The 25,856-nt window shown below is 64.9% G+C and carries 31 protein-coding genes; 10 read left to right on the top strand and 21 right to left on the bottom strand.

All coding sequences use genetic code 11. The annotated features are described in order from the left end of the window. From VN461_11735 to VN461_11640, 20 genes are all read right to left on the bottom strand, one after another. Positions 1 to 969 (bottom strand): MoxR family ATPase, encoded by a 969-nt coding sequence (locus VN461_11735; GenBank protein ID HXB55449.1) that lies wholly within the window; start codon positions 967 to 969, stop codon positions 1 to 3. Continuing rightward, positions 966 to 2,045, bottom strand: a complete 1,080-nt coding sequence (locus VN461_11730) for a hypothetical protein (GenBank protein HXB55448.1) — start codon at positions 2,043 to 2,045, stop codon at positions 966 to 968. Before VN461_11730 ends, VN461_11735 begins: the two co-directional genes overlap by 4 nt. Continuing rightward, positions 2,042 to 2,644, bottom strand: coding sequence for a hypothetical protein (locus tag VN461_11725; GenBank protein ID HXB55447.1), 603 nt, complete (start codon positions 2,642 to 2,644; stop codon positions 2,042 to 2,044). Before VN461_11725 ends, VN461_11730 begins: the two co-directional genes overlap by 4 nt. Continuing rightward, positions 2,641 to 3,588: a hypothetical protein gene (locus VN461_11720; protein ID HXB55446.1), complete on the bottom strand. Its 948-nt coding sequence runs from the start codon at positions 3,586 to 3,588 to the stop codon at positions 2,641 to 2,643. The genes VN461_11725 and VN461_11720 overlap by 4 nt, the downstream gene beginning before the upstream one ends. Further along, positions 3,585 to 4,550 carry a stage II sporulation protein M gene (locus tag VN461_11715; GenBank protein ID HXB55445.1) on the bottom strand — a complete coding sequence of 322 codons (966 nt, stop codon included), beginning with the start codon at positions 4,548 to 4,550 and terminating at the stop codon, positions 3,585 to 3,587. Before VN461_11715 ends, VN461_11720 begins: the two co-directional genes overlap by 4 nt. A 1-nt stretch (position 4,551) precedes the next feature. After that, the gene (locus VN461_11710; GenBank protein HXB55444.1) at positions 4,552 to 5,208 is read right to left on the bottom strand and encodes an RDD family protein; all 657 of its coding nucleotides are present in this window, start codon (positions 5,206 to 5,208) and stop codon (positions 4,552 to 4,554) included. Between the two features lie 408 nt (positions 5,209 to 5,616). After that, positions 5,617 to 5,919 carry a transcriptional regulator gene (locus tag VN461_11705; protein HXB55443.1) on the bottom strand — a complete coding sequence of 101 codons (303 nt, stop codon included), beginning with the start codon at positions 5,917 to 5,919 and terminating at the stop codon, positions 5,617 to 5,619. Continuing rightward, positions 5,912 to 6,514: a hypothetical protein gene (locus tag VN461_11700; protein ID HXB55442.1), complete on the bottom strand. Its 603-nt coding sequence runs from the start codon at positions 6,512 to 6,514 to the stop codon at positions 5,912 to 5,914. The genes VN461_11705 and VN461_11700 overlap by 8 nt, the downstream gene beginning before the upstream one ends. An 83-nt stretch (positions 6,515 to 6,597) precedes the next feature. Continuing rightward, positions 6,598 to 7,167, bottom strand: a complete 570-nt coding sequence (locus VN461_11695; GenBank protein ID HXB55441.1) for a hypothetical protein — start codon at positions 7,165 to 7,167, stop codon at positions 6,598 to 6,600. Between the two features lie 116 nt (positions 7,168 to 7,283). Further along, the gene (locus VN461_11690) at positions 7,284 to 7,541 is read right to left on the bottom strand and encodes a hypothetical protein (GenBank protein HXB55440.1); all 258 of its coding nucleotides are present in this window, start codon (positions 7,539 to 7,541) and stop codon (positions 7,284 to 7,286) included. Next, positions 7,541 to 7,672, bottom strand: a complete 132-nt coding sequence (locus VN461_11685; protein ID HXB55439.1) for a hypothetical protein — start codon at positions 7,670 to 7,672, stop codon at positions 7,541 to 7,543. The genes VN461_11690 and VN461_11685 overlap by 1 nt, the downstream gene beginning before the upstream one ends. 117 nt (positions 7,673 to 7,789) lie before the next feature. After that, positions 7,790 to 8,005 carry a hypothetical protein gene (locus tag VN461_11680; protein ID HXB55438.1) on the bottom strand — a complete coding sequence of 72 codons (216 nt, stop codon included), beginning with the start codon at positions 8,003 to 8,005 and terminating at the stop codon, positions 7,790 to 7,792. A 130-nt stretch (positions 8,006 to 8,135) separates the two neighbouring features. After that, entirely contained in the window at positions 8,136 to 8,582 is a 447-nt protein-coding gene (locus VN461_11675) for a VOC family protein (protein HXB55437.1), read from the bottom strand. Between the two features lie 70 nt (positions 8,583 to 8,652). Beyond that, a complete protein-coding gene (locus VN461_11670; GenBank protein ID HXB55436.1) occupies positions 8,653 to 9,453 on the bottom strand; it encodes a helix-turn-helix domain-containing protein in 801 nt (266 codons plus the stop codon). A gap of 125 nt (positions 9,454 to 9,578) precedes the next feature. Continuing rightward, positions 9,579 to 10,274: an urea ABC transporter ATP-binding subunit UrtE gene (gene urtE / locus VN461_11665; protein HXB55435.1), complete on the bottom strand. Its 696-nt coding sequence runs from the start codon at positions 10,272 to 10,274 to the stop codon at positions 9,579 to 9,581. Positions 10,275 to 10,276: 2 nt separating this feature from the next. Further along, positions 10,277 to 11,005 carry an urea ABC transporter ATP-binding protein UrtD gene (gene urtD, locus VN461_11660; protein HXB55434.1) on the bottom strand — a complete coding sequence of 243 codons (729 nt, stop codon included), beginning with the start codon at positions 11,003 to 11,005 and terminating at the stop codon, positions 10,277 to 10,279. A gap of 29 nt (positions 11,006 to 11,034) precedes the next feature. Next, positions 11,035 to 12,207, bottom strand: coding sequence for an urea ABC transporter permease subunit UrtC (gene urtC / locus VN461_11655; GenBank protein ID HXB55433.1), 1,173 nt, complete (start codon positions 12,205 to 12,207; stop codon positions 11,035 to 11,037). Continuing rightward, a complete protein-coding gene (urtB, locus tag VN461_11650; protein ID HXB55432.1) occupies positions 12,207 to 13,847 on the bottom strand; it encodes an urea ABC transporter permease subunit UrtB in 1,641 nt (546 codons plus the stop codon). The genes urtC and urtB overlap by 1 nt, the downstream gene beginning before the upstream one ends. Before the next feature lie 63 nt (positions 13,848 to 13,910). After that, positions 13,911 to 15,197: an urea ABC transporter substrate-binding protein gene (urtA, locus tag VN461_11645; GenBank protein ID HXB55431.1), complete on the bottom strand. Its 1,287-nt coding sequence runs from the start codon at positions 15,195 to 15,197 to the stop codon at positions 13,911 to 13,913. Between the two features lie 67 nt (positions 15,198 to 15,264). Continuing rightward, positions 15,265 to 16,368: a hypothetical protein gene (locus tag VN461_11640; GenBank protein ID HXB55430.1), complete on the bottom strand. Its 1,104-nt coding sequence runs from the start codon at positions 16,366 to 16,368 to the stop codon at positions 15,265 to 15,267. Between the two features lie 800 nt (positions 16,369 to 17,168). On the opposite strand from VN461_11640, the gene ureA reads away from it, so the two are divergent. The 8 genes from ureA (at position 17,169) to VN461_11600 (ending at position 23,019) form a co-directional block, all read left to right on the top strand. Then, positions 17,169 to 17,471: an urease subunit gamma gene (gene ureA, locus VN461_11635; GenBank protein HXB55429.1), complete on the top strand. Its 303-nt coding sequence runs from the start codon at positions 17,169 to 17,171 to the stop codon at positions 17,469 to 17,471. A gap of 4 nt (positions 17,472 to 17,475) precedes the next feature. After that, the gene (locus VN461_11630) at positions 17,476 to 17,844 is read left to right on the top strand and encodes an urease subunit beta (protein ID HXB55428.1); all 369 of its coding nucleotides are present in this window, start codon (positions 17,476 to 17,478) and stop codon (positions 17,842 to 17,844) included. Then, the gene (ureC, locus tag VN461_11625) at positions 17,841 to 19,547 is read left to right on the top strand and encodes an urease subunit alpha (GenBank protein ID HXB55427.1); all 1,707 of its coding nucleotides are present in this window, start codon (positions 17,841 to 17,843) and stop codon (positions 19,545 to 19,547) included. Before VN461_11630 ends, ureC begins: the two co-directional genes overlap by 4 nt. Positions 19,548 to 19,557: 10 nt before the next feature. Then, positions 19,558 to 20,046, top strand: a complete 489-nt coding sequence (locus VN461_11620; protein ID HXB55426.1) for an urease accessory protein UreE — start codon at positions 19,558 to 19,560, stop codon at positions 20,044 to 20,046. 2 nt (positions 20,047 to 20,048) lie between these two features. Continuing rightward, positions 20,049 to 20,723: an urease accessory UreF family protein gene (locus VN461_11615; protein ID HXB55425.1), complete on the top strand. Its 675-nt coding sequence runs from the start codon at positions 20,049 to 20,051 to the stop codon at positions 20,721 to 20,723. Further along, positions 20,717 to 21,340, top strand: coding sequence for an urease accessory protein UreG (ureG, locus tag VN461_11610; GenBank protein HXB55424.1), 624 nt, complete (start codon positions 20,717 to 20,719; stop codon positions 21,338 to 21,340). The genes VN461_11615 and ureG overlap by 7 nt, the downstream gene beginning before the upstream one ends. Before the next feature lie 190 nt (positions 21,341 to 21,530). Next, a complete protein-coding gene (locus tag VN461_11605) occupies positions 21,531 to 22,181 on the top strand; it encodes an urease accessory protein UreD (protein ID HXB55423.1) in 651 nt (216 codons plus the stop codon). Positions 22,182 to 22,242: 61 nt separating this feature from the next. Beyond that, the gene (locus tag VN461_11600; GenBank protein HXB55422.1) at positions 22,243 to 23,019 is read left to right on the top strand and encodes a DUF4388 domain-containing protein; all 777 of its coding nucleotides are present in this window, start codon (positions 22,243 to 22,245) and stop codon (positions 23,017 to 23,019) included. Positions 23,020 to 23,916: 897 nt separating this feature from the next. Here VN461_11600 and VN461_11595 read toward each other — a convergent pair. Continuing rightward, on the bottom strand, positions 23,917 to 24,468 hold the full coding sequence (locus VN461_11595) for an SRPBCC family protein (protein ID HXB55421.1): 552 nt from the start codon (positions 24,466 to 24,468) through the stop codon (positions 23,917 to 23,919). 129 nt (positions 24,469 to 24,597) lie between these two features. Between VN461_11595 and VN461_11590 the strand changes: the two genes are divergently transcribed. Both VN461_11590 and VN461_11585 read left to right on the top strand, forming a co-directional pair. Beyond that, complete coding sequence (locus tag VN461_11590; protein HXB55420.1) at positions 24,598 to 24,969, top strand: metalloregulator ArsR/SmtB family transcription factor; 372 nt, start codon at positions 24,598 to 24,600, stop codon at positions 24,967 to 24,969. Positions 24,970 to 24,983: 14 nt separating this feature from the next. Further along, positions 24,984 to 25,457, top strand: coding sequence for an SRPBCC domain-containing protein (locus VN461_11585; protein HXB55419.1), 474 nt, complete (start codon positions 24,984 to 24,986; stop codon positions 25,455 to 25,457). The last annotated feature ends 399 nt before the right edge of the window (positions 25,458 to 25,856 follow it).

The following is a 25,856-nucleotide window of genomic DNA, read 5'->3' as shown; positions in this document are numbered from 1 at the left end:
TCAGCGCGGGACCTCGACGGACGCGGCCGCCTGGTCTAGGACTTTGCCGATGGTGTGGCCCTCGAGCTCCGACTCCGCCCTGAGAATGAGCCGATGCCCCCAGCAGGGACGAAGAAACCGCTTGATGTCGTCGGGAAGGACGAAGTCTCGGCCAGCAAGGAGCGCGCCGGCGCGGGCGGTCTCGAGGAGCGACAGAGCGCCGCGGGGGCTCACGCCGAGGTCCACGTGCGGCGACTGGCGGACACTGGCGGCAAGCCGTGCGAGGTAGGGGAGCAGCTCGGGAGCCACGTGCGCCTCGTGCGAAGCGGCGCGGAGCGCGCGGGCTTCTTCGGGAGCGACGAGAGGGTCCGGTGGGGGGGCACTGTTCCATCCCCGTAGCTGGTTGCTCGCCGCCTGGCGATACAGGTCGATCTCGCCCGCCTGGTCGGGAAGCCCCATCTCGATCCTAAGGATGAAGCGATCGAGCTGCGCCTCCGGAAGCGGATAAGTCCCCTCGAACTCGACAGGGTTCTCGGTAGCCATGACGAAAAACTCAGCTTCCAGGGGATGCAAGACGCCATCGATCGTGACCTGGCGTTCCTGCATTGCCTCGAGGAGGGCCGACTGCGTCTTGGGCGGCGTGCGGTTTACCTCGTCAGCCATGAAGACCTGGGTGAAGACGGGGCCTCGAACAAGGCGGAAAGTGTGGGAAGAGGAGTCGAAGACGTTCATGCCGATGATGTCGGTCGGCATCAGATCGGGCGTGAACTGCACACGCGAAAAGCGGAGGCCCAGGCAAGCGGCGAAGGAGCGGGCCAGCAGTGTCTTTCCGATACCGGGGACACCCTCGAGCAGAGCATGTCCTCCCGCCATGTAGGCCACGATCAAGGCCTCGGCCGCGGCGTGCTGTCCGAGGACCAGGCGGTCCAGGGCCCCCACGACTCTGGCTGCGGCCTCGAGAATGCGCTCCTTCGCGACCGTACCGCTCATGCGCTCTTCCCCTTCCCGGATTGTGCCTCTCCCACGCACCGCGCGAGCTCCAAGAAGCCGCCCGCATCCGCCCGGGTGTCGTCTGGGAGGGCGAGGCGTCCATCCAGCTCCCGCGCCCGAGAGAGTAGAAGTCGGGCTGCGGCGTGCTGGTGCCCGAGCCGGTTATGGAGGGCGCCCAGCGCCACCAGGAACGTGGCCGCGGAGCCGCGAGCCACCAAGGGCTCACTCCAGACCGGGCCGAAGTGGCGCGCGACGGCGACGACGCCCAGCACGTATACGAAGGCGACCTGCAGGAGGTAGAGGAGAAAAATGCGCTGAGGTCCGGTCTCACCCGGCCCGAGCGACGCGCGCAGGCCGTGGTGGAACTCGTCAAAGACCCACCTGTCGCCCAGTCTCTGCAGCAGCGTCTCCAGGAGATCCGCGTTGCCGGGCTCACCGAGGCGGGCGTTGGAGAAGGCATCGGCGGGTAGAACCGTGACGTGGCCGCGCGAACGGGGAAAGGTGAATGCCGTGGGTCCGCCCCGTCCGTCGCGTAAAAGGACGGTCGCGCCTGTCGGCAGTCGGGGGACGCGCCTCGGCGCTTCAATCCGGACGGGCCGAAGGCCATCTCCCAGGAGCGGTTCGGGTGCGAGGCTCCACTCCTCGGAAGCATATTGCCGCCACCGGGACGGATTCAGGGGGGGCCGTCCTCGCCGGTCATCCCAGGCGAGGTCAAGAGCGTCCGCCACGGCCGACGCGGACGAGTCAAAGACATCGGCCGAGTAGGCAAACACGATGTCGCGACCCGTGCCGAGATGGCGACCGATCCCTCCGGACAGATCTTCGAAGCCCAGCTCCTGCCAGGGGAGAGCCAGGACGAGGACCCCTGCCACGACGGGTTCGTCGAGGGCGTGATCCAGGAGGGACACGCGGCAGCCTCTCTCCTCCAAATACCGACGCGCGGCAAGCCAGCCCCGGCTGCCCCGCGAGAGCACGCTCGCGTCCGCGCTCCCTTGTCCACCGAGTAGGAACACCGCGGACAACGTCATGGCTCCCGCGACGACTGCGGCCGCGATGACCGCGTGGGTGTCCCTCATGGGAGGGCCTCCTCCAGCCCCCTAAGGAAAAGCCGAAGGCGCTCGGAATCAGGGCGCTCCGCACCGTAGAGCAGCCGGTCCAGGGCCCAGGCCTGGGGTGCTAAGTCACCCCGGTCGCAGCGGACCAGCAGTTCGCGGCTCGTCCAGGACTGGTCCACAGGGATGGCGGAGACTGATCGCGCGAACCACCACCAGATCGCCTCTAGGGCGCCCGCCACGTCGCCCGCAGCGAGTCGGCGGTCGATCTCCAGTCTCCAGGCCGCGCGATCGCGCTCGGGTACGCTGGCGGCCCTAGCGGGCAACAACTCCGGCGCGGCCGGGACCATACGCCGGGCCCTCCGGGTCTGAACGACCATCCGCACCAGCGCGGCGACGATCAAGACGAGAACCAGCGCCAGGAGAACACTCACCAGAGGCCCGAGCTTTGTCGGGATGTCGGTCAGGCCCCGGAATCCAGGAAACGAGCGGCGAAGCCATTCCGCGAAGGCCTCGGCGAGCGCCCTCAGGTATCCGCCCCAGCCCGGCGGGGGGACCGTCCGGTCGACGCCGCTTTCCACGAGGACCCTCTCCACAAGGTCCATCGGCGCCCGCTCCGTCATGGTTCCGGCCTCTCCGTTGCCGGTGGGGAGGGTAGTGGCCCCGCCTCCGCGACCGAGATCCCCCGCGTCGCCATGACGTGAGCGATCGCCACCTCAAGGTCCAGCCCCTCTTTACGTCGCTTGACGTCGAAGAAGAGAAGGGCGATCCCGAAGGACATGTAGAGATAGACAGCAGCCTGAATGAGCATTCCGAGCATCGCGGAGGGCACCTGTACCCACGCGAGGCGCCTCATCATGGTGGCAGGATCCATCCGCTGCCCGCCTGCCAGGTCGCGGAACATCATGACTTGCTGGATGGCGACCAAGGGGAGCTGGATTACGAAGTTGGCGACCTGGCCGAGCAAGATCCCGACGAAATAGATCAAGAAGGCTTTGAGCCGTGGGTCGGCCTCCAGGTCACGAAGCGGGTTGTAGCGCGCCAGCTCGCCGCTCCGTCGCAACGCACCCGTTCCAAAACGAGCCTCCTCGACCATGACGGGGAGCGCGAGGCTCAAGAGAAGGCTCCAGTAGATGCCCGGCACCATACAGAAAATAAGCCCGAAGCCGATCACGATCGTTTTCAGGATTAGTGTGCCGAGCACCCTGGGTCGCAGGACGAAGAGCCACGCGCGGGCCATCGACACCTCTCGCTGGGCGAGAGCGTTCAGCGCCGCGACCACCAGCACGCTGTAGCCCAGCAAGTAGACCGTCATCACCACGAGCATGGCGACGGCGCTGGCAACGAAGCCCAGGAGGACAGCCCCCGGGGCCGGGCCCGTCCGGCCCGGAAGAATCATGTACCCAGAGAAGGACAACTGGATCAGCGGGAGCGCGCCCCCGGCCAGGGCCAGCGGGATCGCGACGGCCGGATAGATCCGTCGGAAATGTTGCCGCGCATGCCGCACGGCCTCATCCAGCAGAAGCCGGAACGACAGGGGCTGCGTTGGCGGTGGGACGCTCGTCACGGGTTGTGCTTATCCAGCCGAGGGTTCCAGGCGACCGTCAGGAAGAGGGTCTCGAGGCCCAGGCCCAGCCCCGCTTTGAGCGGCGCGGGGATCGCGGGCGCGGGGGAGACCACAGCCTCGACGAGACCGAGGAGGAGAAACCAGGGCAGGCAGCCGAGCAGCAGCACGAGAGCCTCGCGGCTGGCACCGCGCACGACCTCACGGCGCGGGCGATCCCCGGCGGCGACGAGGGCCTGGCCGAGGCGAAGCCCCCCCGCGGCGGTGGTGAGGACGAGCGTGATCTCGAGCGGCCCGTGGGCCGCGACGAACGCCAAGAGGTTGCCGGCGAGGCTGTAGTGGGCTGTGGTGGCGAGGATCACGCCGAGGAGGAAGCCGTTGAGGAGGACGACGTAAAGGGAGCCGAGGCCGAACAGAGCGCCGCCAGCCCAGCCGGTGATGGCCACGGTCATATTGTTGGTGGCGATGCCCGAGGACGAGACGACCGGCGGCACGGCGCTCACCAGCGACTCCGTCCAGAGGTGGCCCCGACGCAGGCCCTCGACAGCTTGCGGCCCCAGGAGCGCCGTGCCCGCGCCGGGCTGCACGGTCGCGAGAGTGGCTCCGAAGACAAGTGCCGTGGCGAAGAGGGCAGCCGCCACGGCAAGATGCGGAAGGTGGCTGCGGTAGGCCAGCGGGAACGTTCGACTGAAAAACTGGCGCAGCGGGGGCAAGCGGTCACTGCGGTCCCAGTGCAGCCAATGGGTGCCTTGGAGCGCTAGAGCGAGGAGGCGGCGGGCCGCCCCGCTATCGGAGAAGCGGGAAGCGGCGAGAGCGTGATCGTGAAGCACTTGGCGGTACTGAAGCGCGGCCGCTTCAAGGTCGCTGTAGCGGACCTTCTCCCGCTCCTTCTCGGCCGCACGCAGCCGGGCCTCGAATTCGTCCCAGAGAGGAGACCGGAGCCGAACGAACTGCTCATAGTCCATCTCACATCCTCTCGGCCTGCAGAACCCGCCGCAACGCCTCGACCGGGTCCTTGCTTCGGTCGATCTCCGAAGCCATGGTGGGGTCGTCCCGCTCGATACAGGTGAGGAGCTGGCGAGCAAGGCGTTCAGCGCGCCAAGGCTCCAAGTCCGAGACCCGGCGCAGGAAGTTCTCAAGCAGCGCGGACTCCTGCGCGTTCCATCCCCGCGGCGTGCGGTGGACGACGGTCTCGCGAGTGGGCGCCTGCGTATGTACCACGAGGGTTCCCGCGAGGCGGTCCCCCAGCCGTCGCGCCAGGGGGTCCATTACGATGAGCGGTACCCCGACGACGAGGTCCACACTGCGCACGGCATTTCGGATGAGGAAAGCTGCCGTTCCTGGCCGTCCTCCCTCCCGCGTCACGACGCGGAGGCTGAGCGCCCATTTGCCCAGCGTCTGCCCCGCCCGCGCGACCTCCACTCCGGCGAAGTAGCCATACTCGATGATGAAGAAGCCGACGAGGAACAGCGCGAGCATCCACCATCGGGCCCGTCCTCCAACCGTCGAGCCGACGATACACGCGATGCCCCAGATGACGACAGCGATTCCAATCACGAGATAGTCGAGAAAGCCCGCCAGAGCGCGACTCCCCGCCCCGGCGATAGGGAGGTCCAGGGGCACGTTGTCTAGGCCAAGGACTGTCGTTTCCGATGGGCCACCAGAGCCCTGGCGCTCCAATGCCTACCCCCTCAAGTGAGATTCCAAGTCTCCGTCGACGCTTGGAGCGAAGGATAGCACCGAGTGACCCTCCTCCAGGGACCCGGGGACGGACAGCGCTTACTCTGGGGTCAACGTGCGCTTGAGAGCCTGCCTTTGACAGGAGCGTTGCGAGAACAGGGGGCCCAATTCAGCCCCTCGTGCCACGCCACGCACATGAGGAGGGAGGTCCTGGCCTGGCAGGACCGCTACTCAGGCCCCGATCCGACCGCCAAAGCATGCTTCATAAACATCGCAGGACTCGGTTGGGATCCGCCAGCTGGCCGGGAGCCCCAAGCAGGATCCGGCTCGCGAGGCCAAGCTCGCGGAACTCTACATCTTGATGGCTGGGCCAAGCAGTTGTCTTAGTGCCTGGACGTATTCGGTGAGGGCATGGCGGCCGGCTTCGGTCATTCGATAGAGGGTCTGCGGCTTGCGCAACACGAACTTCTTTTCGACGGCCACGTAGCCGGCTTCTTCGAGCTTGAGCAGCTGCGCGCCCAGGTTGCCGTCTGTGGATTCAGTCTTGGCGCGCAGCCACTTGAACTCGGCCTTTTCCACCCCGCTGAGCAGCGATAGCAAGGCTAGGCGCAGCCTGCCGTGAACCACGGGATTGAGGTCGGGCACGTCAGGCATTGATTGGCCGGCGCCGCTTGCGCTCTTGCGCGTCGGCGATCATGCCGTAGATACCGAACAGGATCTGGCAGAGAAAAATGGCGACGAGAAACACGAACATGCTCTGCGCGTCGGTGCCGAAGCAGGCCGCCACCGCCGTAACCCACCACACGACTGCGCACGCCGCCTGAGCCTTCCAGCGAAGGATCAGGGCGGAGGCTCCGTTCGCCATGCCAAGGATAGCCGATATGACGGCCACGAAAACATGCAGATCGGTCAGTCTTCCACTGAAGCCGAGGGCTGGAAACAGCAGGAACAGGGAGATTGCCAAGGCAATCCAGATAGAGCCGATTGCCCGGCCCAGAGTGGTCTCCGGGTGATCGCCCCCCTTCGAGGAGGCACCGACAAAGGTAACAATGGCCGCGATCAAGGTAGTCACTGGCCAAGCCCAGACGCCGTGACCCAGCGTGGACCAGGCGATGGCGAGATAGTAAGCAGCACCCCACAGGACGAACGTCCACCCCCAGCTCTCTGTGCTCCGGCGTCCCTCGGCGATCATGCTCTCGATGAGGCTCAGCCTCTCCTTCAGCTCCTGCTCGGTGGCGTGGTCTTGCATGGCTACTTCTCCTTGAGGAAGCGCGAACCGCCGCGCACTGCCTCCGCGTCGCTCCCACGGCTGCGCGGGAGCGTGCTCTTCGTTTACGGCAGATGTTGAAGCAGCATGTCCACGCTGCGATGAGGGGGATTGCCGCCAACGGTCGCCTCTGTGACTTCGTGCCATTCGCCCTTGCTGGTTAGCTCCATCGTGTTGACGACGTGAGCTGGCCCGGCCGTAAAGCTCCAGGAAAAACCGTTGGCGGGCACCAGGAGCTCCGTGTCGAGATAGTGGCCGTCGTGGTACGCGCGGAAGCGATAACTATGGGAGGCGTCGTCGTACGCGATCGTGGCGAGCGCGCTGAAGACAACCTTGCCGTCAGCGCTTGTGCTCGTGCCTTCGATGAGCAGGACGAGGCCGTCCAGCTTGTACTCCACAACCTCCGTCTGGGTGAGATGAAGCCCTTCGCCCGGTCCGCGAAAGACGGTCGCAGGCCCCGACCAGTGGCCGGCCAGAAACGAGAGCTTGCGCATAGCCTCGTGTTGAGCGTCGACGCTGTTTGAAACCGGCGGCTGCGCGGCAAGCGGATGACTCAACGAAAGAACGAATGTCGCTGCGAGCACCGCTGTGGAGAGGAAAAGCGGAAGAGCAAGGGTGGGAATCGCGGTCTTCATTCGCGCTCCTATGGGCAGAAACCAAACTGCAGGAAGCTTCATAGGGGGACAGAGTACTCTATAAAATAGAGTAAGTCAAACACTTTGTGAGGTGGCTTAGTCGGAGGAAATGAAGGTTAGACGCTCACAGGCACGACGCGAAGGAGCTCCTCGAGCTCCTCGGGCGAAAGGAGTGTGTAGCCCTCGCCCTGCACGTGGTAGACGCCGGCCCCGTTGGGGGCAAGCCGAATTTCTCCAATAACGGTCGAACGGTCGGCGGCGAAGACGAGAGCGTTGGGAGCGTCGCCGAGGAGCCTCCAAAGGACCTCCGGAAGGCGTACCGTCCCATCTTCATCGAGGCCCCCGGCAGCCGCGAGAAGGTCATTGACGTTCATCAGCGCGCTCGTCGGAAGCTCACCCGCGGGCTGGCCCGGGGCCGGAGCAGGGTTGGCCAATGGCCGCCGTTGCGGAAGCGCTCGAGCGTCTTCAACTCCATGAAATAGAAGGCGTTACTCCTGAAGGCCAAGGCGGTGTGGGCTTCGGTGGCAAGTGGGGCCGAGTTGTACTGCGCGCAGGGCCTTCAAGGCGTCGGTAGGGGGTGAGGGCAGTTTGAGCACACAGACAAGGCCCTACCCCTGCTCCTTCATGGCACTACCGCTCCTTCGACGGCCAAGAGGAGGACGTAGCCCCCTCGGCGGAGCTCAGCAAGCTCGGCTGCGGTCGCTTCCGCAAGGAAATAGCCGGCTGCCTCCGCGGGAGGAAATGGCTGGCCGTCTATGAGGAGGATCGGAAGCGAGGCCTCCCCTCCGGTGACCTCAGCCTGGAAGACGACATGGTCCCGACGACGAATGAGCCGCATGCAGCGAGCAAACCTCGGCCAAGGGTCTCACACAGACCCTTCAGGACAGGTCCGATCTCAAGACCGCAAACGCACGCTACTTGGGCTTTGGCGGGCCGCCTATTGCCCGGGGCGCGCTCCCCACGGGGCCTCAGGCCTTAGCCTGAGCCGCCTTTGCCCTCTTCTCCATCTCCCCCGGAGGCACATCTTCCACGTGCGTCCCGATCCACCAGATGTTGCCTTGCGCGTCCTCGACCCCGGCGCCCCGATCGCCGTAAAAATGCGTGGTCGGCTCCTGCGTCGACCGGGCTCCCGCGGCCAGGGCCTTTCGGTACGTGGCGTCGACGTCGGGGACGTAGAGGTAGACGGCGTTCGGGTTCGGTTTCCATTGGTCGCGCGCTTGGCCGATCATCACCATCGAGTCGCCGATGCGTGCCTCCGCGTGGCGGATCGAGCCATCAGGGTCTGCCATCCGGAAGGTCTCCTCCGCCCCGAAGGCCTGCTTCACGAACTCGAGCAGCTTGGCGGCGTTTGCGACTGTGTAGTACGGCGTGACCGTGTGGTAACCCTCAGGGATCGGCTTCACTTTTCCTGCCATATTCGTTCGCCTCCTTGACACACCTACACTGCCCGAAGACTGGGCCCCGAGGATTGTAAAAAACTGACGCCTAGTCGGGTAGCGGGACGTGGTTTTGGTGGTCGCTCTTCCAGGCGAGGTAGGTCGTGGGACTGAGCCCCGAGAAGGCACGGAAATCGTGGATGAAGTGAGCCTGGTCGAAGTAGCCGCAGGAGAGCGCGACGTCCGTCCAGTCGACCTCCCGCGCCCGATGAACGAGGCGCACCACCTCCTGGAATCGGCGCACCCGGCAGAAGAGCTTGGGCGTAAGACCCACCTCGTCGCGGAAATGGTCGATGAAGCGTCTCTGCGACAGGCCCACGGCGTTCGTGACGTCGGCAATCCTCCGTGCCTGGGGTACGGCTTCGAACTCGCGGAGAGCAAAAGCCACCGCCGGGTGCCGCGCGAAAGACCGTGCGGTGGCCAGAAGCGCCTGCTCCAGGACCCGGAGCTTCGCCTGGGGGGTGGGAGCGGTGAGGATCCGCTCGCGCATCTCCGCAGCCCTCGCTCCCCACAGGGTGTCAAGGTCCACCTCGAGATTGTGGAGCTCTCCCGCGGGAACGCCGAGGAACGGGAAGGCTCCGCCCGGCTTGAAATGGACGCCGATCACCGACGCTTGCTGGGAGGTGTCGAGGACCGAATACTCCGAATGGGGCCCGGCAACCACGGGGCGGCGGAAGGCGGGCTGGTCTTCCCGCAGGTTCACCACGAGCTCCACGGTGCCCATGGGAAGCAGCCGCTCCTTAGCGTGCGACGGAGCGTAGCCGTCGTACAGCCAAAGCAGGTCTACGAAGTCGGAGAGCGGCGCGGACGGAGTGTGGTGAAGGCGGATCACGATCGGAACCCCCGACATCGTAGCTCAGCGACGCCAACTAGGGGAGTCGCACCCGGGCGAGTCCGCCAGCAAGCGTGTCGTGGAGTAGTACCGCCAGCCTCGGGCTCTAGGAGAGAGGAGCTTAGGGTGGGATGGGCGTTCTTTCAGACGCTCAGGTGTTGGCGCACGACGCTGTCGGTCAACGCGGCTATGGAGCCGCCGGCGACGCACCGGCCCTTTTCAAGAATGCAGAATTCACTCGCCACGCGCCGGGCGAAGCGGAGTTGCTGCTCCACGACCAAGACCGTGACCCCCGCTTCCCGGTTGAGCCTGAGGATGACGTCGCCGATCTCGTGCACGAGATTGGGCTGAATCCCTTCCGTGGGCTCGTCGAGGATGAGCAGCGTCGGCTCCAGGACGAGCGCGCGGCCGATGGCCAGCTGCTGCTGCTGTCCACCGGAGAGGTCGCCGCCGCGCCGATGCAGCATCTGCTTCAGCATGGGAAACAGCTCGAAGACGTAGGCCGGAATCGAACGCACGCCGGCTCTGTGCGCGCCAAGGCCGACGCGCAGATTCTCCTCGACCGTGAGATGCGAAAATATTTCCCGGCCTTGGGGCACGTAGCCGATGCCGAGGCGGGCGCGCCCCTCCGCGGGAAGCCTGCGCAGATCGGTGCCGCGGAAGCGGATCTCCCCGGACGACGCCGGCAGGAGGCCCATGATGCATTTCAGGAGCGTGGTCTTTCCCATGCCGTTGCGGCCCATGAGACACGTGCACGCTCCCATGGGCACGGCAACGTCGACGTCCCAGAGCGTGTGGCTGCCGCCGTAGGACTGGTTCAGTCTATTGACCGCGAGCACGCTCACGCTCCGAGATACACCTCGATGACGCGCGGGTCGCTCTGCACCTGGTTCATGTCACCGTCGGCCAGGACGCGCCCCTCGTGGAGGACGGTCACCCGCCTCGCTATCGAGCGCACAAAGTCCATGTCGTGCTCCACCACGATGAGCGTGTGCTCGGCTCGAAGCGAGAGGAGCAGCTCCGCCGTGCGCTCGGTTTCCTGAGGTGTCATGCCCGCCACGGGCTCGTCCACCAGCAGCAGCTCCGGCTCCTGCATGAGGAGCATGCCGATCTCGAGCCACTGCTTTTGCCCGTGGGAGAGGGTGCCCGCCATCGCCGCGTGATAAGGGGTGAGCCCGATTGTCTCGAGTACGGAGTCGATGCGCTCGCGGTCGGGCGGATTCAGGCGAGCGAGGAGCGTCCGGCAGAACGACTTGTCGCCCGAAAGAGCGAGCTCCAGGTTCTCGAACACGGAGAGCTGCTCGAACACGGTTGGCTTCTGGAACTTGCGCCCGATCCCCGATTCGGCGATCTCGGGCTCGGAGAGGATCAGGAGATTGACATCCGGCCCGAACCAAGCAGAGCCGTGGTCCGGACGCGTCTTGCCCGTCACCACGTCCATCATCGTGGTCTTGCCGGCGCCGTTGGGACCGATGATGCAACGCAGCTCTCCTGGCTCCACGGTCAGGGAGAGGCCGTCCAGGGCCTTGAAGCCGTCGAAGCTGACGGTCAGGTCCTCGAGGCGGAGCATCTTGCGTGAGGCTTCAGACGGGGGCGCCGTCATTTCGCCTTGATCACGGCCGACACGCCCAACTGGGGTTGATGGGTCCACGCGGCCGGAGTAGCCTCTCCGGCCGGACGCGACCGCCAGGGGCGCGACAGGAGGCCCATCAGCCCACGGGGCAGGAAGACCGTCACCAACACGAAGAGGGCGCCCAGCGCGTAGAGCCACACCTCCGGGAGGGCGCCCGTCAAGAATGTCTTGGCGTAGTTCACTAGAAAGGCGCCCGCCGCGGCTCCTACGAGCGTTCCTCGCCCTCCGACCGCCACCCAGATGACCACCTCGATCGAGTTGATGGGCGCGAACTCGCTGGGATTAATGATGCCGACCTGGGGCACGTAAAGCGCGCCCGCGATGCCCGCCACCACGGAGGAGAACACGAACACCCAGAGCTTGTAGGACTCGACCCGGTAGCCGAGGAACCGGGTGCGGCTCTCCGCGTCGCGGATGGCGCGGATGACGCGCCCGGCCCGGGACCGCACGATCATCCGGGAGGCGAGGTAGCTAGCCGCCAGGGCCGCCGTCGTGACCACCAGCAGGACGACCCGGGTGCTGTCCTGGTGGAGATCGAAGCCCAGAATGTCCTTGAAGTCCGTGAAGCCGTTGTTGCCGCCAAAGCCCATGTCGTTTCGGAAGAACGCGAGCATGAGGGCGTAGGTGAGCGCCTGCGTCATGATGGAGAGATAGACGCCCGTCACCCGCGAGCGAAAGGCGAGCCAGCCGAACACGACCGCCAGGGCCGCCGGCACCAGCGCCATCATCACGACCGCGAACCAGAAGCGGTCGAATCCCAGCCAGAACCACGGCAGCTTCTGCCAGTTGAGGAAGACCATGAAGTCGGGAAGCAGCGGGTTGCCGTAGACGCCGCGGGGGCCGATCTGGCGCATGAGGTACATGCCCATGGCGTATCCGCCGAGCGCGAAGAAAGCGGCGTGACCCAGGCTCAGGATGCCGCAGTACCCCCAGACCAGATCGACCGCCAGTGCCAGCATCGCGTAGCACAGGTACTTGCCGGCGAGGGTAAGGGTGTAGGTCGATAGGTGCAGCGGCGAGGACGCGGGAGCCACCTGGTTCAGGACCGGGACGCCAATCGCCACCGCCGCCAACAGCAGCAGGAACACCGCGCCGCCCGGGTCCTCCCGCGGCGGGATCCATAGCCGCGGAGCGCGCATCATTGGGCCTCCGCCGCCCGGCCGACTTGGGGAAACAGCCCCCGCGGCCGGCGCTGGATGAAGAGGATCAGCGCCACCAGGACGAGGATCTTTCCGAGCACCGCGCCCGCGTACGGCTCCAGCAGCTTGTTGACGATGCCCATGGCCATGCCGCCGATCAGCGTGCCCCAGAGATTGCCGACGCCGCCAAACACGACCACCATGAACGAGTCGATGATGTAGGACTGGCCGAGGTTGGGGCCGACATTGGTGAGCTGGCTCAACGCCACCCCGGCCACGCCCGCGATGCCGGACCCGAGACCAAAGGTCATGGCGTCCACCCATTGGCTGCGAACCCCCATGGCCCGCGCCATCGCGCGATTCTGGGCTACGGCCCGGATGTCGAGGCCCAGGCGGGTCCGCTTCAGAACCATCACGAGTATCGCAAACACCAACATCGTGAAGACGATGATGTACAAGCGGTTATAGGTGATCGACAGCGCTTCGTTGAGCTGCAGGGTGCCGCTCATCCAGGCGGGCGTCTCGACCGCCCGGTTGTTCGCCGAGAAAATGGACCGCACCAGCTGCTGCAGGACAAGGCTCACGCCGAAGGTCGCGAGCAATGTCTCCAAGGGCCGGCCGTAGAGAAAGCGGATGATCGTGCGCTCGAGGACCACCCCCGCCGCCCCGGCAACGAGAAACGCGGCCGGGATGGCGATGAGGACCGAGGCTTCGACGTGATTCGGCATCGACTGCTGCACGACGTACGTGGTGTAGGCTCCCAGCATCATCAGCTCGCCGTGGGCCATGTTGATCACGCCCATGACGCCGAAGGTGATCGCGAGCCCGATGGCCACCAGCACGAGCACCGACCCCAGGCTCAGGCCGAAGAACAGCGTTTCAACCCCCGAGTACACGGCACGCTTCTGATCAATCGTGCGAACGGCCGCGGCGGCCGCCTTTCTGACCGCGGCATCGCTTTCGGCGGACGTGCCGTCCGCTGACTTCTCGAGCAGGCTCGCGAGCCGATTGCGGACGTCGGGCCTGAGCCTGTGGGCGAGGGCCGCGATCGCCTCCAGCCGGGCCTTGGGATCGCTGCCGTCCAGCGCCGCGAGCGCCAAGCCGGTCTCGATCTCTCCTTTCACGGCGGCATCCTTCTCGAGGCCGACCCTCTTTCGCATGAGGGCGATGCTCGGCTCGTCCAGCGCGCGCAGCATCTCCCGAACGGCCCCGAGCCGCACGGCCGGATCCGTGCTCGACAGGTCGAACCGCGCGAGCGCGATCTTGAGCTGCCGGCGCAGATGATTGTTCGTTCCGATCTTGGCCAGATCGTCCCGGGTCGCGGAGCCGGCGTCCTTCTGCGAGCCGGGATCGACGAGCTCGAGCGACGCCAGGCTCTCGTCCGTCGACTTGACGATGAGGATCTTCTGGTCCGACTGGCGAACGCAGAGCCGATCCTCGAGCCAGGCGGCGAGGACCGGCCGCGCGCTCGGATGGCCGCCCTCGCCCAGACGCTCGACGATCCGTTCCTTGTCCGGAAAGCTGGCCTCGCGCAGCTCTCCGAGCGTGGCCAGGAAGCTGTCGTCCTGGGGTTGGGCGAGCGCGGGAAACAGGAGCGCGAGACCCGCCAGCAGCCAGAGCGGCCTCGGCGGGTTGGCCATGCCCGCTCCTCGACCGGACCGACGCCCACGCACATGTCGCCGATCGAGGAGGGGCATGAAAGGTTACTTGTAGTTCTGTCCCGAACAAACCTTCGTTATCGTGTTGAAATTACCGCATTTGAGCGTTACCCAATCGGCGGCGATGTCCTTGCTGCCTGTCAGGTAAGGCGACCAGGCATCGCCGGGAACCAGGGCCGTGGTCTTCCAGACCACGTCGAACTGACCGTCGGCCCGCACTTCCCCAATGTAGACAGGCTTGGTGATGTGGTGGTTGGGAAGGACCCTGGCCACGCCACCCGTGAGGTTGGGCACCTCGAGGCCGGGGAGGGCGGCAAGCACCTTCTCAACGTCGGTCGAGCCCGCCTTCTGGACCGCCTTCACCCACAGGTTGAACCCGATATAGTGTGCCTCCATCGGATCGTTCGTCGTCCGCTTGGGGTTCTTGATGAACGCATGCCACCGCTCGATGAACGCCTTGTTGGCGGGTGAGCTGTTGCTCATGAAGTAGTTCCAGGCCGCAAGGTGGCCGACGAGCGGCTTGGTATCGAGACCGGAGAGCTCCTCCTCACCCACCGAGAACGCCACGACTGGAATGTCTTCCGCCGAGATCTTCTGGTTGCCGAGCTCCTTGTAGAAGGGCACGTTGGCGTCGCCGTTGATCGTCGACACCACCGCGGTCTTCTTACCGGCGGAACCGAACGTCTTGATGGCGGCTACTCGCGTCTGCCAGTCCGAGTGACCAAAGGGGGTGTAGTTGATCGAGATGTCGGCAGGCGCCACACCCTTGGCCTTGAGATAGGCCTCCAGAATCTTGTTGGTGGTGCGCGGGTACACGTAATCGGTCCCTTCGAGCACCCAGCGCTTCACCCCGACTTCCTTCATCAGGTAATCGACCGCGGGAATAGCCTGCTGATTGGGCGCCGCTCCCGTGTAGATCACGTTCTTCGACGACTCCTCGCCCTCGTACTGGACGGGGTAGAAGAGCAATCCGTCATCCTTCTCGAACACGGGCAGCACGGACTTTCTGGACACCGAGGTCCAGCATCCGAAGACCACCGCGACCTTGTCCTTCTCGAGGAGTTGACGGGCTTTCTCCGCAAAGAGCGGCCAGTTCGATGCGGGATCGACCACGACGGCTTCGAGCTTCTTGCCGAGCAGTCCCCCCTTCTTGTTCTGCTCGTCGATCATCATGAGAACCGTGTCTTTGAGGGTGGTCTCGCTGATCGCCATCGTTCCCGAGAGGGAATGGAGAACGCCGACCTTGATGGTGTCCTGGGCCGATCCGGCGCTCGGGAGAGCCAGCGCCAGACCAAGCGACAGGGCGGCCAGGAACAAGTGTCTACGACTCATGGCTTAACTCCTTTATGAATCGGGATCGAGGACTCAAGACCGTGCCTCCGCGGGACATCCTTGTCATTTAGATCTGCACCTGGAAACCGACGCCGAACTGCTGGTCGTTCGGTTGTACCGCGCTGAAGTCCTTGTGGAGGTAGAACAGCATCACGCGCGCGTTGAATTCCTTGACCAGGTAATTCACGTTGACTTCGATGGTCTTCTGGTCGTAGTCACGGTCCTTCGCCGTGATGCCATTGCTGAAAGTCGCCTTGGCGAACTTGCCGAGGATCTCGAACCTCCGTGTCGTGCCCTTCGCGGGGGGGAAGAGATAGCTCGCCAGCACGTAGCCACCCTTGTCCGTGGCGTAGCGCGCCTGGTAGCCGCCGAGCCCGTCGTACTTCGCGTATTCGGCCTCGATCGAGAAGGCACTGCCGCCGCTTAGCTTCTTCTCAACCAGGAAGTCGCCGCTGTAAGCCTTGTTGCTTCCCTGGGCCTTGTCGCTGCCCTGCACCTGCCCGGCCGCCCCGAAGGCGAGAACGTTCTTCTCGCCGTAGTACGTGCCGTTCATGTAGTAGCCGGGCTCCGGATCCCAGAGATCGACCTGGACCCGGCCGGCTCCGATCAGCTTGCTGACCCCGGTGGCGGAGGTGCCGTCGTAGGCGCCGGCCGCGACCTTCACCTTGCCGAACTGGCCCCAGTACAGGGCGCCGTTGTCGCGACCGGTGGCGACGAACGGATAGCCATCTTGGACGCCGTCGGTGTACACGTCCCAGTGGTTTGCGTAGTACGGGCCATAGAGGTTCGCGCGGTCGCTCGGTGGCAGCATCCGACCGACCCAGAAATTGACCTGGTCGGAACACTCCAGACGCGCGACCGCGTCGAGGACCGTCACGTGATTGCCCGATCCGTCGTACTCGGTGTTGAACATGAGCTTGATCTTGCGGGTGACCGAGCCGTTCACGTAGAGACGAACGCTGTTGAGAAGAAAGGAGTCTGTGGAGCTCCCGCCGTCGGGTGAGTCGTGCTGGAAGCTGGTTCGTACACCACCTCCCACCGAGACGCTGGGGAGTGGGGCGTCCTCCGCTCGCAGCGGCGCGGACGCCAGCACCAGGGCACACGCGAGAAGAGCAGTTGCTCCATAGCGCGCAGAAGCCGCGGAGTGTTTCCCGATGTAGATATCGATCACTGTCCATCCTTTCGCGTGGGCGCGGGAAGGGCGAACTGACAAACCTCGTGTCTTTTGGGCAGCACCACGATCGAATCCTTGCCCGGTCCACCGAAGGTCAAGATGAGCTCGCACGTGGCCGTCTCCCAAGATGGCGCGCCTGTCACGGACTTCAGGACCGCCAGAACCCCACCTGCCAAATCGCCGAGGAGCTGGCCGAGACACGCGCGCACGAAACGAAGAGTTGGACGTCGGGTGCCTAAGAATGCAAGCTTGAGACCGGGTCCCCACCGGCCTAGAATGCGGGCGCTAACACCAATGTGAAGCGTTAGTTAGCGAGGCTATCGGGCAGCACCAAGATGTTAAGACGAGCTGACAGAATTGTAGTATCGTGAATTCAATGTGACCTTAATGTCCCAGTCAGATGGAGAGACCACTCACCTAGGGGAACCCCAATGAGTCGGCCGTCGAGAGTCGCGAGCCCCTTGAGGAGCACCCACCATCGCTCGTGACGCAAATGTGCGATGAGCCCAAATAGGTAACACAAATGTCACGGGTGGCGTTTCAACCGGAGTGCCCAAGGCGGTCGGACCCGGCTCGACGTACGGTCGCTCGGGCACGCCACCCTGACTTGCGTCCAGCGGCTCAGCGACCGTGCACGAAGGCTCTGAACGCCAACCTCGGAACGCCGGCACCAACGCCAAGAGGGCCCCTTCGGGCATTCGGAAGGTCGCGAGGCACGCCTATTGCTGATCAATTCGACATTGGGTAGTGCACCTCCCGTGTGTTAACGTCTAGCCAACCTTCCACGAGGCGCTTGCGTGCATCTAACACCGCGCGAAATCGACAAACTGCTCATCTTCAGCGCGGGCGAGCTCGCTCGAAAGCGTCGCGCGCGCGGCCTGAAGCTGAATCATCCGGAAGCGGTGGCCCTCATTACGTCGGAGATCCTGGAGCTCATCCGCGACGGCAAGTCCGTGGCCGAGATCATGAGCGTCGGCCCGACCATCCTTCCCCAGGATGCGGTCATGGAGGGCGTCGCCGAGATGATCGGGGAGATTCAGGTGGAAGGGACGTTTCCCGATGGCACCAAGCTCGTGACGATCCATCAGCCCATTAGGTGAGGTCATGATCCCCGGAGAATATTTTTTTGCCCCTGACCCGATCGAGCTGAACGCCGGCCGAGCGACGAGGCGCCTCGAGGTGGCGAACACCGGTGATCGCCCGGTTCAGGTGGGCTCGCACTTCCATTTCTTCGAAGTGAATCGTTGCCTGTCGTTCGACCGCCCAGCAGCATATGGCATGCGCTTGAACGTCGCCTCGGGCACGGCCGTTCGCTTCGAGCCCGGCGACACGCGCGAAGTGGAGCTGGTGGCCATCGGCGGGTCCCGTGAGGTGATCGGCCTCAATCGCCTCGTCGAAGGCGCGCTCGATGACGCCGCCGTGCGCGCCGCCGCCCTGGAGGCCGTAGGCCGCTTCCTCAAGCCGTCACCATGAAGATCGATCGCCTGACCTACGCGAACCACTACGGCCCGACAACGGGCGACCGCATGCGGCTGGCCGACACGGAGCTCGTCATCCGGATCGAGGCCGACGCCACGGTCTACGGCGACGAGGCAAAATTCGGGGGCGGCAAGGTCATTCGCGACGGCATGGGGCAGTCGGCGACGGCCAGCCGCGGGGCGGGCTCGCCCGACCTCGTTATCACGAACGTGGTCATCGTCGACAGCTCCGGGATCCGAAAGGCGGACGTGGGCATACGCGACGGCCGCATCTCCGGCATCGGAAAGGCCGGCAATCCAGGCGTGATGGAGGGCGTATCGCCCGAGCTGATCATCAGCGGCTCGACCGAGGTGCTGGCGGGGGAGGGCCACATCCTGACCGCAGGCGCCATCGACACCCACGTCCATTTCATCTCGCCGAACCAGATTCCGGAAGCCTTTTACGCTGGCATCACGACCCTCATTGGCGGCGGGAGCGGACCCGCCACAGGAACGAAGGCCACGACCTGCACGCCCGGCGCGTGGAACATCCGCCGCATGTACGAGGCGGTGGAGGCGTTTCCGCTCAATTTCGGGTTTCTTGGCAAGGGCAACGCGTCCGGTCCGGAGTCGTTGCGGGAGCAGATCCGCGCGGGCGCGCTCGGCCTCAAGCTCCACGAAGACTGGGGCACTACGCCCGCCGCCATTGACCAATGCTTGTGCGTGGCCGACGAGTTCGACGTTCAGGTGGCGATTCACACCGACACGCTGAACGAGGCGGGGTTCGTCGAGGACACCATCCGCGCCATCAAGGGGCGGACGATCCACACGTATCACACCGAGGGTGCAGGTGGTGGCCACGCTCCGGACATCATCCGCCTCTGCGGAGAGCCGAACGTGCTGCCCTCGTCCACGAACCCAACCATGCCCTTCACGCGCAACACGCTCGACGAGCATCTGGACATGCTCATGGTCTGCCATCACCTGTCGCCGCACGTCCCCGAGGACGTTGCGTTCGCCGACTCGCGCATCCGCCCGGAGACGATCGCCGCCGAGGACGTGCTGCACGATCTGGGCGCCATCAGCATGATGTCCTCTGATTCGCAGGCGATGGGGCGGATCGGCGAGGTGATCTGCCGCACGTGGCAGACGGCGGACAAGATGAAGCGTCAGCGGGGCCCGTTGAGCGGGGAGACGCCGGGAAGCGACAACCTGCGCGTTCGGCGCTACATCGCGAAGTACACCATCAACCCGGCGATCGCGCACGGCATCGCGCACGAGGTCGGGTCGATCGAGGTCGGCAAACTGGCGGACCTCGTACTGTGGAAGCCGGCGTTCTTTGGCGTCAAGCCAGAGTTGATCCTCAAGGGTGGGTTCATCGCAGGGGCGATGATGGGCGATGGCAACGCGTCGATTCCGACGCCGCAGCCGGTCGTGGGGCGGCCGATGTTCGGGTTCTACGGCGGGGCGCTGAACGCGTGCAGCCTGAATTTCGTCAGCCAGGCCGGCGTCGCCTCGGGCGCCCTCGCCGGGCTGGGGCGCCGGGCAGCCGCGGTCCGCGGCTGCCGGACGCTCGGAAAACGCGACCTCGTGCTCAACGACGCACTGCCCAAAGTAGAGGTGAATCCGGACACCTATGAGGTTCGCGCGGACGGGCAGCTGTTGACGAGCGAACCGGCCGACGTTCTACCTCTCGCGCAGCGGTATTTTCTTTTCTAGGGGGACCGCGTTGGCAGGCATCAACTCAGGCGCCACGACACCAACCGTGACGGTCATTGAAGGGACACACCACGAGGACTCACTGCCCGAAGCCGCCCGGGGCTACGCGCTGGACACCATAACTCTTGGCTGGGAGGACCGTGTGCACGTGCACGGCCGGCGGCGGTCAGATGGCGGGGTTGAGTTTGGCACGGCGCTGCCGCGGGGGACGATTCTTCGCCAGGGCGACTGCCTCGTGGTCGACGCTGCCCGCACGGTGGTGACCGTCGTCGAGCGGCCGGAACCCGTGTTCGTGATCGAGCCGCGGACCCAGCAGGAGTGGGGCTTGTTTGCGTACCACATCGGCAACCGGCATCAGCCGCTGATGATTGCCGAGCGTGCGATCGTGTGTCCGGACGTCGCGGGCGTCGAGCAGCTGCTGGAGCAGCAGCACATCCCCTATACGCGCGCGACGTTGCCGTTCACGCCTGCGACGGCCGTCGCCCCCCATCAACATTGACGATGACGCTGGTCGCCCTGCTGCACCTCTGCGACAGCCTGTTTCCGATCGGGGCTTTCGGCTACTCGGACGGCCTTGAAGCGGCGACTTCCGCGGGGCGTGTCCGAACCCCCGGCGACCTGCGCGCATGGCTCGACGTGTGTCTCGATGAGACCCTCGGCCGCGCCGACGGTCCGACCATGCTCCAGGCATGGGCGGCCTTCACCAATCGTGAGTGGTCGGCGCTCGGCAGGCTGGATGACGAGATCCACGCTTTGCGACCGGCGGCGTCAGCGCGTCATTCGAGTCATGCGATGGGCCTGCGGCTGGTGACCACTTGGCACGCGCTCTATCCCGATCCACGCCTGGAGGAGGCACTCGAGCTCGCCAATCGCAGGATCATTCGGCCGACGCTGCCGGTCGGGTTTGGCTGCGTGTCGGCGGCGGCGGGAGTGGCGAAACTTGATGCGGCCGCGGCGTTTGCGTACACGCGGCTCGCGTCAACGATCTCGGCGGCGATGCGCTTGATGTCGATCGGACAAACGGATGCGCACACCCAGCTGGCCGCCGTCCTCAAACGGGTCCCGGCCGTGGTGGAGGCCATGGCGGGCCGAGCCCGGGCCGAGTCGTTTACGCCGGCCATGGACATCGCCCTCATGGCCCAGCGGCACCTCCATTCACGGCTATTCCGATCGTGAGCCGCACCCCCCTACGGATCGGGATCGGCGGACCAGTGGGATCCGGCAAGACCGCGCTCGTCGATTCTCTCTGCAAGGCCATGCGCGAGCGGTACCGCCTGGGCGTCATCACGAACGACATCTTCACGCGCGAGGACATGGAGTTTCTGGTTCGGAGCGAAGCCCTGCCCGCCGACCGCATCATCGGCGTGCAGACCGGAGGATGCCCCCACACGGCCATTCGGGAGGATGCGTCGATGAACTTCGACGCTCTCGACGAGCTCTGCCACCGGCATCCTGATCTGGCCATCGTGTTCCTGGAGAGCGGGGGGGACAATCTGGCGGCGAGCTTCAGTCCGGAGCTCGTGGACGCGTCGATCTACGTCATCGACGTATCGGGCGGCGACAAGATCCCACGCAAAGGCGGACCGGGGGTGACACGGTCCGACCTCCTGGTGATCAACAAGATCGATCTCGCACCGCACGTGGGCGCCAGCCTCGACGTCATGGCACGGGACGCGAAGCTGATGCGACGCGATCGGCCGTTCGTGTTCACCAACCTCAAGAACGGTGCGGGCCTCGAGAATGTGGTGACGTGGATTCGGCGTGATCTGCTTTACGAAGATGTCGCCGGCTAGTCTAGTGATGCGCGGGTCGGCCGAACCGCTTGTCGAGAGTCGCGATCGCCGTTCCCTGTCGACGATCGGCCGGCATGCCAGGCTCGAGCTGCGGTTTGCCTGTCGGAACGGTCGAACCGTGCTGGCAGACGCGTACGCGGAGCCGCCGCTCCGCGTCGGCCGGTGCTTCCGAGAGGGCGAGGGACTTCACGTGATTCTCGCCTCGTCCGCCCCGGGCGTCTTCGGCGGCGACTGCTTCGAGCAAAGGATCCGTGTGGAGCGGGGCGCGTCGGTGCGGCTGACGTCCCAATCGGCCTTGCAGGTGCATCCCAGCCCTGAAGGGAGCGTGGCGCGGCTCCTGAGCACGTATTACATCGGGCATGACGCCCGGCTGCAATGCCAGTGGAAGCCGCTGATCCCATTCGCAGGGGCCCGGATCGACCAACGGATCGAGATAGACCTCTCCGACAGCGGCTATCTCTACTGGAGCGATGCATTGATGAGCGGGCGGAAGGCGCGGGGCGAGCAATGGATGTTCGCCACCCTGGCCCACGAGCTGGCGGTGTCACGCGCTGGTTCGCTCGAATACCTGGAACGCTACCGGGTCGAGCCCAGCGAGGAAGACGTGTCCCGGCCGTGGGTCGCCAGCGATGCCTCGTATCTGGGAACGACGCTGATAACCGGACGCCAAATCGACGCAGCCGTTGTGGAGGGTCTCCACGAGGAGCTCGAGGCTTTCGGGGGGATGCGGGCTGCGGTCGACGAGCTCGACCGGCGTTTCCTGCTCGTGCGTTTGCTGGCCCCATCCGGCCCCCGCTTCCACGAAGCACGGGCTCGAGTAGGGCGGGCGCTGAATCCATGATGAGAAGGAACAAGGTTCCGCGCTTGGCGCAGACTCAGTAATCTCCGATAATCAGCCGCGCATGGGAACAGAGGCTTCATCCCCGCGGCCCGAAGGGAACCTGGGAGAACAGGACCTGCCCGATCTGGTCCTGGACCTGAGTCGGCGCCTTTGGACGGGCGTGCTGATCCTGGGTCGGACAGCTGTGGAAGTGCGTGTGAGCTTGAAGGACGGCAGGATGGTCTTTGCCTCCTCCTCCGATCCCGACAGCCGGCTGGGAACGCTCCTGCTGCGGCGGGGCGCCCTCACCCTGCGGCAGCTCGTCGACGGGTCCAAGGCCATCACACCCGGCAAGCGGCTGGGGACCATCCTGGTGGAGCAGGGCACACTTGCCCCCAAAGACCTCGTGCGGGCGGTCGTCGACCAGACCCAGGAGATCATCTACGGGGCGTTCCAGTGGACTGAAGGGCGCTATCGGCTCGACGAGGGAGCGGAATCCCACGAGTCCATCACCCTGAACATCAACACACCGAGCGTGATCCTCGAGGGCATAAGGAGGATCGAGTCCTGGACCCGAATAGAGCGCGCGGTTGGGGGGTTGGAGGCGCGCTACGTGCGCTGCGGGGGCCAGGAGGCCACGATCCAGCAGATGAGTCTCTCGCCTCAGGCTATGGAGCTCGTGGCTTCCCTGGGGGAGGCCCGCGACGTCGAGTTCCTCTGTGCGCAGTCCCGCCTTTCCAGCTTTGAGGTCTGCCGCACGCTATGGGCTTTCCGGGTCATCGGTGTCGTCAGGCGCGTAGCGGTGACGACAGAACGGCCCCTCGATGATGACGGCTTGGAGTTCGTTCTCGATTCGTGATGATTCCTCCCCTTCAGTCGAGAGCAACCCAGGAGGCCGCGAATCGTCAATGACCTCAACTTACGCCATACTTCCGATCCTGCTAACACTCTCTGGCGGTTCGTCACCCCCCAGCGTATGCCGCAGCCTAGGGGCCGACGAGCAACTCTTGAAGCGCTTAGGGAGCTCGCCAGGAGAGACGCTGACTCTGAAAGACATCCTGCAAGTCGTGCCGGGACCAATGAGCCCCAGTGACTCCGATACACCCCATCGCATGTTCACGTGGTCTGGGCGAGTGATTGACGGCGAGTGTGAGTGCTGTACGACATTCGTATTCGACACTGGAAGTGCCGACGACGCGCGCGGTCTGACGGCGGTGATTGTGAAGCGAACTTCGCACAGAGCGATCGACGCCATCGACGAACTGGATCGACTAGTCCGCGCGACAGGCGCTCCTCCGAAAATCCGGTCTGAAGTCCTGGCGAGTACCAGACCTGGCGCCCCGCCTGACTCCTTTTCTTGGAACTCGGTTGACGAAACGCTGAACGTGGATGCCCAGGTTTACAAGTCCTCTGTTGGCTGGACCGCAGCGCTCCATTTGACGCGAACACCGAGGGGACGACGATCACGTAGTCCACCGCTCCCGTGAGGTGCCGCCGAAGCGCGGAGGGTGCGTTTTATCTACTACAACGCACGACCCCAAGTAGGACGCTTCGTCTCCCGAGATCCGATCGGACCAAGAGTTCGTCACCGCTATGATCGGCGGCTGGAGGAACGCCAACAAACCACTCGTTGACCGTCTCACAATCATTGACACATTCCGCCCCCTAGACCGGGCTTGTCCTCGGCGCCCCCAATTCTCTCCGCCTAACCGCGCCCGACCCCGGGCGGGGCGACCTCACGACCACGAGGACCTGCTCAGGGGAAGTACTTGGTCAGGTTATCCCAGTAGTGTTCCTTCCAGCCTTGGGCGAGATGATCCTTCAACCCCTCCGGAAAACCCCTGTGATCCAGGATCACCCGGGTCCCGGAGCCCTGTGCCTTCAACTCAAACTTGGCGATGGAATAGGCGCCCTCGGGCCAGCCGACGGCGCGCCAGGCCTGAACAATCCGCTGGTTGGGCACGAGCTCGACGTTTCGTCCCACGATGTGGCCGCCGAAGCACGAGAAGTCCCCGCCGGCTTCGCGATGGATCTCGGCCGGAAGGCCCGAGAACGTGTTGAACTGCTTGGCGTCCAAGAGCGCCTCGTAGACGCGCTGCGGACTCGCGTTTAGGTCGATCTCCTGGTGGATTGAGATTGACGCCGAGGCCGCCTCGACCGCTTTGTCTTCAGCTGAGGGCTTTGGGCGAGGCCCGGGGCCGAGGCCAACCGTGGCCAGACCACCAAGTAGGATGGCTCCGGAGATCACGAGCCCTCGTGACCTTGCGCTCACGAGGGTCACCACCCTCGGCTTCACATTTTCATTCATCACCACTTGCCCCCTCAGTTCTGGCCGCAAATCCTGACAACTTGTTTACTGTGCGCTAGATAGACGACGCGATCGGTCATTGACTAAGTAAACCATATGGTTTAATATTGAGTTTAGTGAGGTCTCCCCATGCTGTCAAGTGCTTCCTACAGGAGATCTAAAGCCGAGGATCGGCTCAACCTGGTCTTCCGGGCCCTTGCCGACCCCACTCGGCGGGCCCTTCTCGGTAGCCTCGCTCAGGGGCCGACCAAGGTGACCGATCTCGCCGAGCCCTTCAAAATGTCCCTCCCCGCGGTGTCCAAGCACCTGAAAGTCCTGGAGCGCGCCCGGCTGCTCGTCCGGGACGTCGATGGCCGCGTCCACCGGTGCTCGCTCGGCGCGGAGCCCTTGCGGGAGGCGGACCAGTGGCTGAGTCGCTACCGACCCTTCTGGGAAGAAACCCTCGACGCACTCGCCCGCTATGTCGAGCAGGACAAGAATAAGCAAGACGGCGGTCGTTGAGTCACGGAGAAGTGATGGGCAACGAGAATTCCAAGAACGCTCCTCCGCTCCGGCCCCTGAGCCTGGAGGTTCGCAGGGTGATTCGTGCCACGGCCGACACCGTCTTCGAGGCCTGGACCCAGCCCGCCCACCTCAGGGAGTGGTGGGGTCCCCGTGACGTCACCTGTGTGGATGCGCAGATCGATCTGCGGGTCGGCGGCCGCTACCGCATCGGCAACCAACACCCCGACGGGAGGATCGTGTGGATCGTGGGGGAATTCGAGGTCATCAAACCAGCCCACGAGCTCGTCTACACGTGGCGCCTGGAGTCAGCTTCGCAACCGCCAGAGCGGGTTCACGTTCGCTTCGAGCCACATGCCAACGGGACCGAGGTCATTGTCGTGCACCAACGCATCCTTGACCCAAGCGTCCGCGATCGGCACCGGGAGGGGTGGCACGGCTGTCTCGAGGGGTTGGCGGAACACCTCGAACGGCCATTTGTCCAGTAAGTCTTGCCGGAGGTGATCAGCAAGCGCCCGGTCCTGCCGGCCCAACGTGCAAGGGCTTCAGACGAGCGGGCAGACACAAGGGGGGTTGGCGAGAGTGGCCGCCAACCCTCTAGTGCCTCGGCAACCACCTCACAACGGCGTCCTGGGTCGAGCCTTCCTCGTGGCCCTTCTCTTCGCGGGGAGTCCCGATACGAAATCGACGCCCCGCTGAACCCATCTTGCGAGTGCCGTCTCGGTCCGAAAGCCTGCAGGATCGACGCACACGAAGCCAGCCAAGGGCCGCCCAGCGAATTTCATCGCCCGCACGTGCGGCTGAGCCAACGCCCACTCGCGCGCTTCAGGTCCCACGCGAACCATTAGCGCTGTGCTGGTGACGCCGCAACACATGCCGCCGCTCAC

The organism is Vicinamibacteria bacterium, assembly GCA_035570235.1.
Lineage (GTDB): Bacteria > Acidobacteriota > Vicinamibacteria > Fen-336 > Fen-336 > DATMML01.
This window is presented reverse-complemented; position numbering and strand designations above follow the sequence as displayed.

Excerpts from the sequence above, each read along its gene's own strand:
- urtC (HXB55433.1), bottom strand. The coding sequence starts at position 12,207 with ATGCGCGCTCCGCGGCTATGGATCCCGCCGCGGGAGGACCCGGGCGGC.
- urtB (HXB55432.1), bottom strand. The coding sequence starts at position 13,847 with ATGGCCAACCCGCCGAGGCCGCTCTGGCTGCTGGCGGGTCTCGCGCTC.
- VN461_11725 (HXB55447.1), bottom strand. The coding sequence starts at position 2,644 with ATGACGGAGCGGGCGCCGATGGACCTTGTGGAGAGGGTCCTCGTGGAA.
- VN461_11715 (HXB55445.1), bottom strand. The coding sequence starts at position 4,550 with ATGGACTATGAGCAGTTCGTTCGGCTCCGGTCTCCTCTCTGGGACGAA.
- VN461_11595 (HXB55421.1), bottom strand. The coding sequence starts at position 24,468 with ATGAATGAAAATGTGAAGCCGAGGGTGGTGACCCTCGTGAGCGCAAGG.
- VN461_11680 (HXB55438.1), bottom strand. The coding sequence starts at position 8,005 with ATGCGGCTCATTCGTCGTCGGGACCATGTCGTCTTCCAGGCTGAGGTC.
- VN461_11615 (HXB55425.1), top strand. The coding sequence starts at position 20,049 with ATGACGCTGGTCGCCCTGCTGCACCTCTGCGACAGCCTGTTTCCGATC.
- urtD (HXB55434.1), bottom strand. The coding sequence starts at position 11,005 with ATGCTCCGCCTCGAGGACCTGACCGTCAGCTTCGACGGCTTCAAGGCC.
- VN461_11585 (HXB55419.1), top strand. The coding sequence starts at position 24,984 with ATGGGCAACGAGAATTCCAAGAACGCTCCTCCGCTCCGGCCCCTGAGC.
- VN461_11670 (HXB55436.1), bottom strand. The coding sequence starts at position 9,453 with ATGTCGGGGGTTCCGATCGTGATCCGCCTTCACCACACTCCGTCCGCG.
- VN461_11675 (HXB55437.1), bottom strand. The coding sequence starts at position 8,582 with ATGGCAGGAAAAGTGAAGCCGATCCCTGAGGGTTACCACACGGTCACG.
- VN461_11700 (HXB55442.1), bottom strand. The coding sequence starts at position 6,514 with ATGCAAGACCACGCCACCGAGCAGGAGCTGAAGGAGAGGCTGAGCCTC.
- VN461_11730 (HXB55448.1), bottom strand. The coding sequence starts at position 2,045 with ATGAGGGACACCCACGCGGTCATCGCGGCCGCAGTCGTCGCGGGAGCC.
- VN461_11695 (HXB55441.1), bottom strand. The coding sequence starts at position 7,167 with ATGAAGACCGCGATTCCCACCCTTGCTCTTCCGCTTTTCCTCTCCACA.
- VN461_11735 (HXB55449.1), bottom strand. The coding sequence starts at position 969 with ATGAGCGGTACGGTCGCGAAGGAGCGCATTCTCGAGGCCGCAGCCAGA.
- VN461_11705 (HXB55443.1), bottom strand. The coding sequence starts at position 5,919 with ATGCCTGACGTGCCCGACCTCAATCCCGTGGTTCACGGCAGGCTGCGC.
- VN461_11630 (HXB55428.1), top strand. The coding sequence starts at position 17,476 with ATGATCCCCGGAGAATATTTTTTTGCCCCTGACCCGATCGAGCTGAAC.
- VN461_11590 (HXB55420.1), top strand. The coding sequence starts at position 24,598 with ATGCTGTCAAGTGCTTCCTACAGGAGATCTAAAGCCGAGGATCGGCTC.
- ureC (HXB55427.1), top strand. The coding sequence starts at position 17,841 with ATGAAGATCGATCGCCTGACCTACGCGAACCACTACGGCCCGACAACG.
- urtA (HXB55431.1), bottom strand. The coding sequence starts at position 15,197 with ATGAGTCGTAGACACTTGTTCCTGGCCGCCCTGTCGCTTGGTCTGGCG.
- VN461_11690 (HXB55440.1), bottom strand. The coding sequence starts at position 7,541 with ATGAACGTCAATGACCTTCTCGCGGCTGCCGGGGGCCTCGATGAAGAT.
- VN461_11600 (HXB55422.1), top strand. The coding sequence starts at position 22,243 with ATGGGAACAGAGGCTTCATCCCCGCGGCCCGAAGGGAACCTGGGAGAA.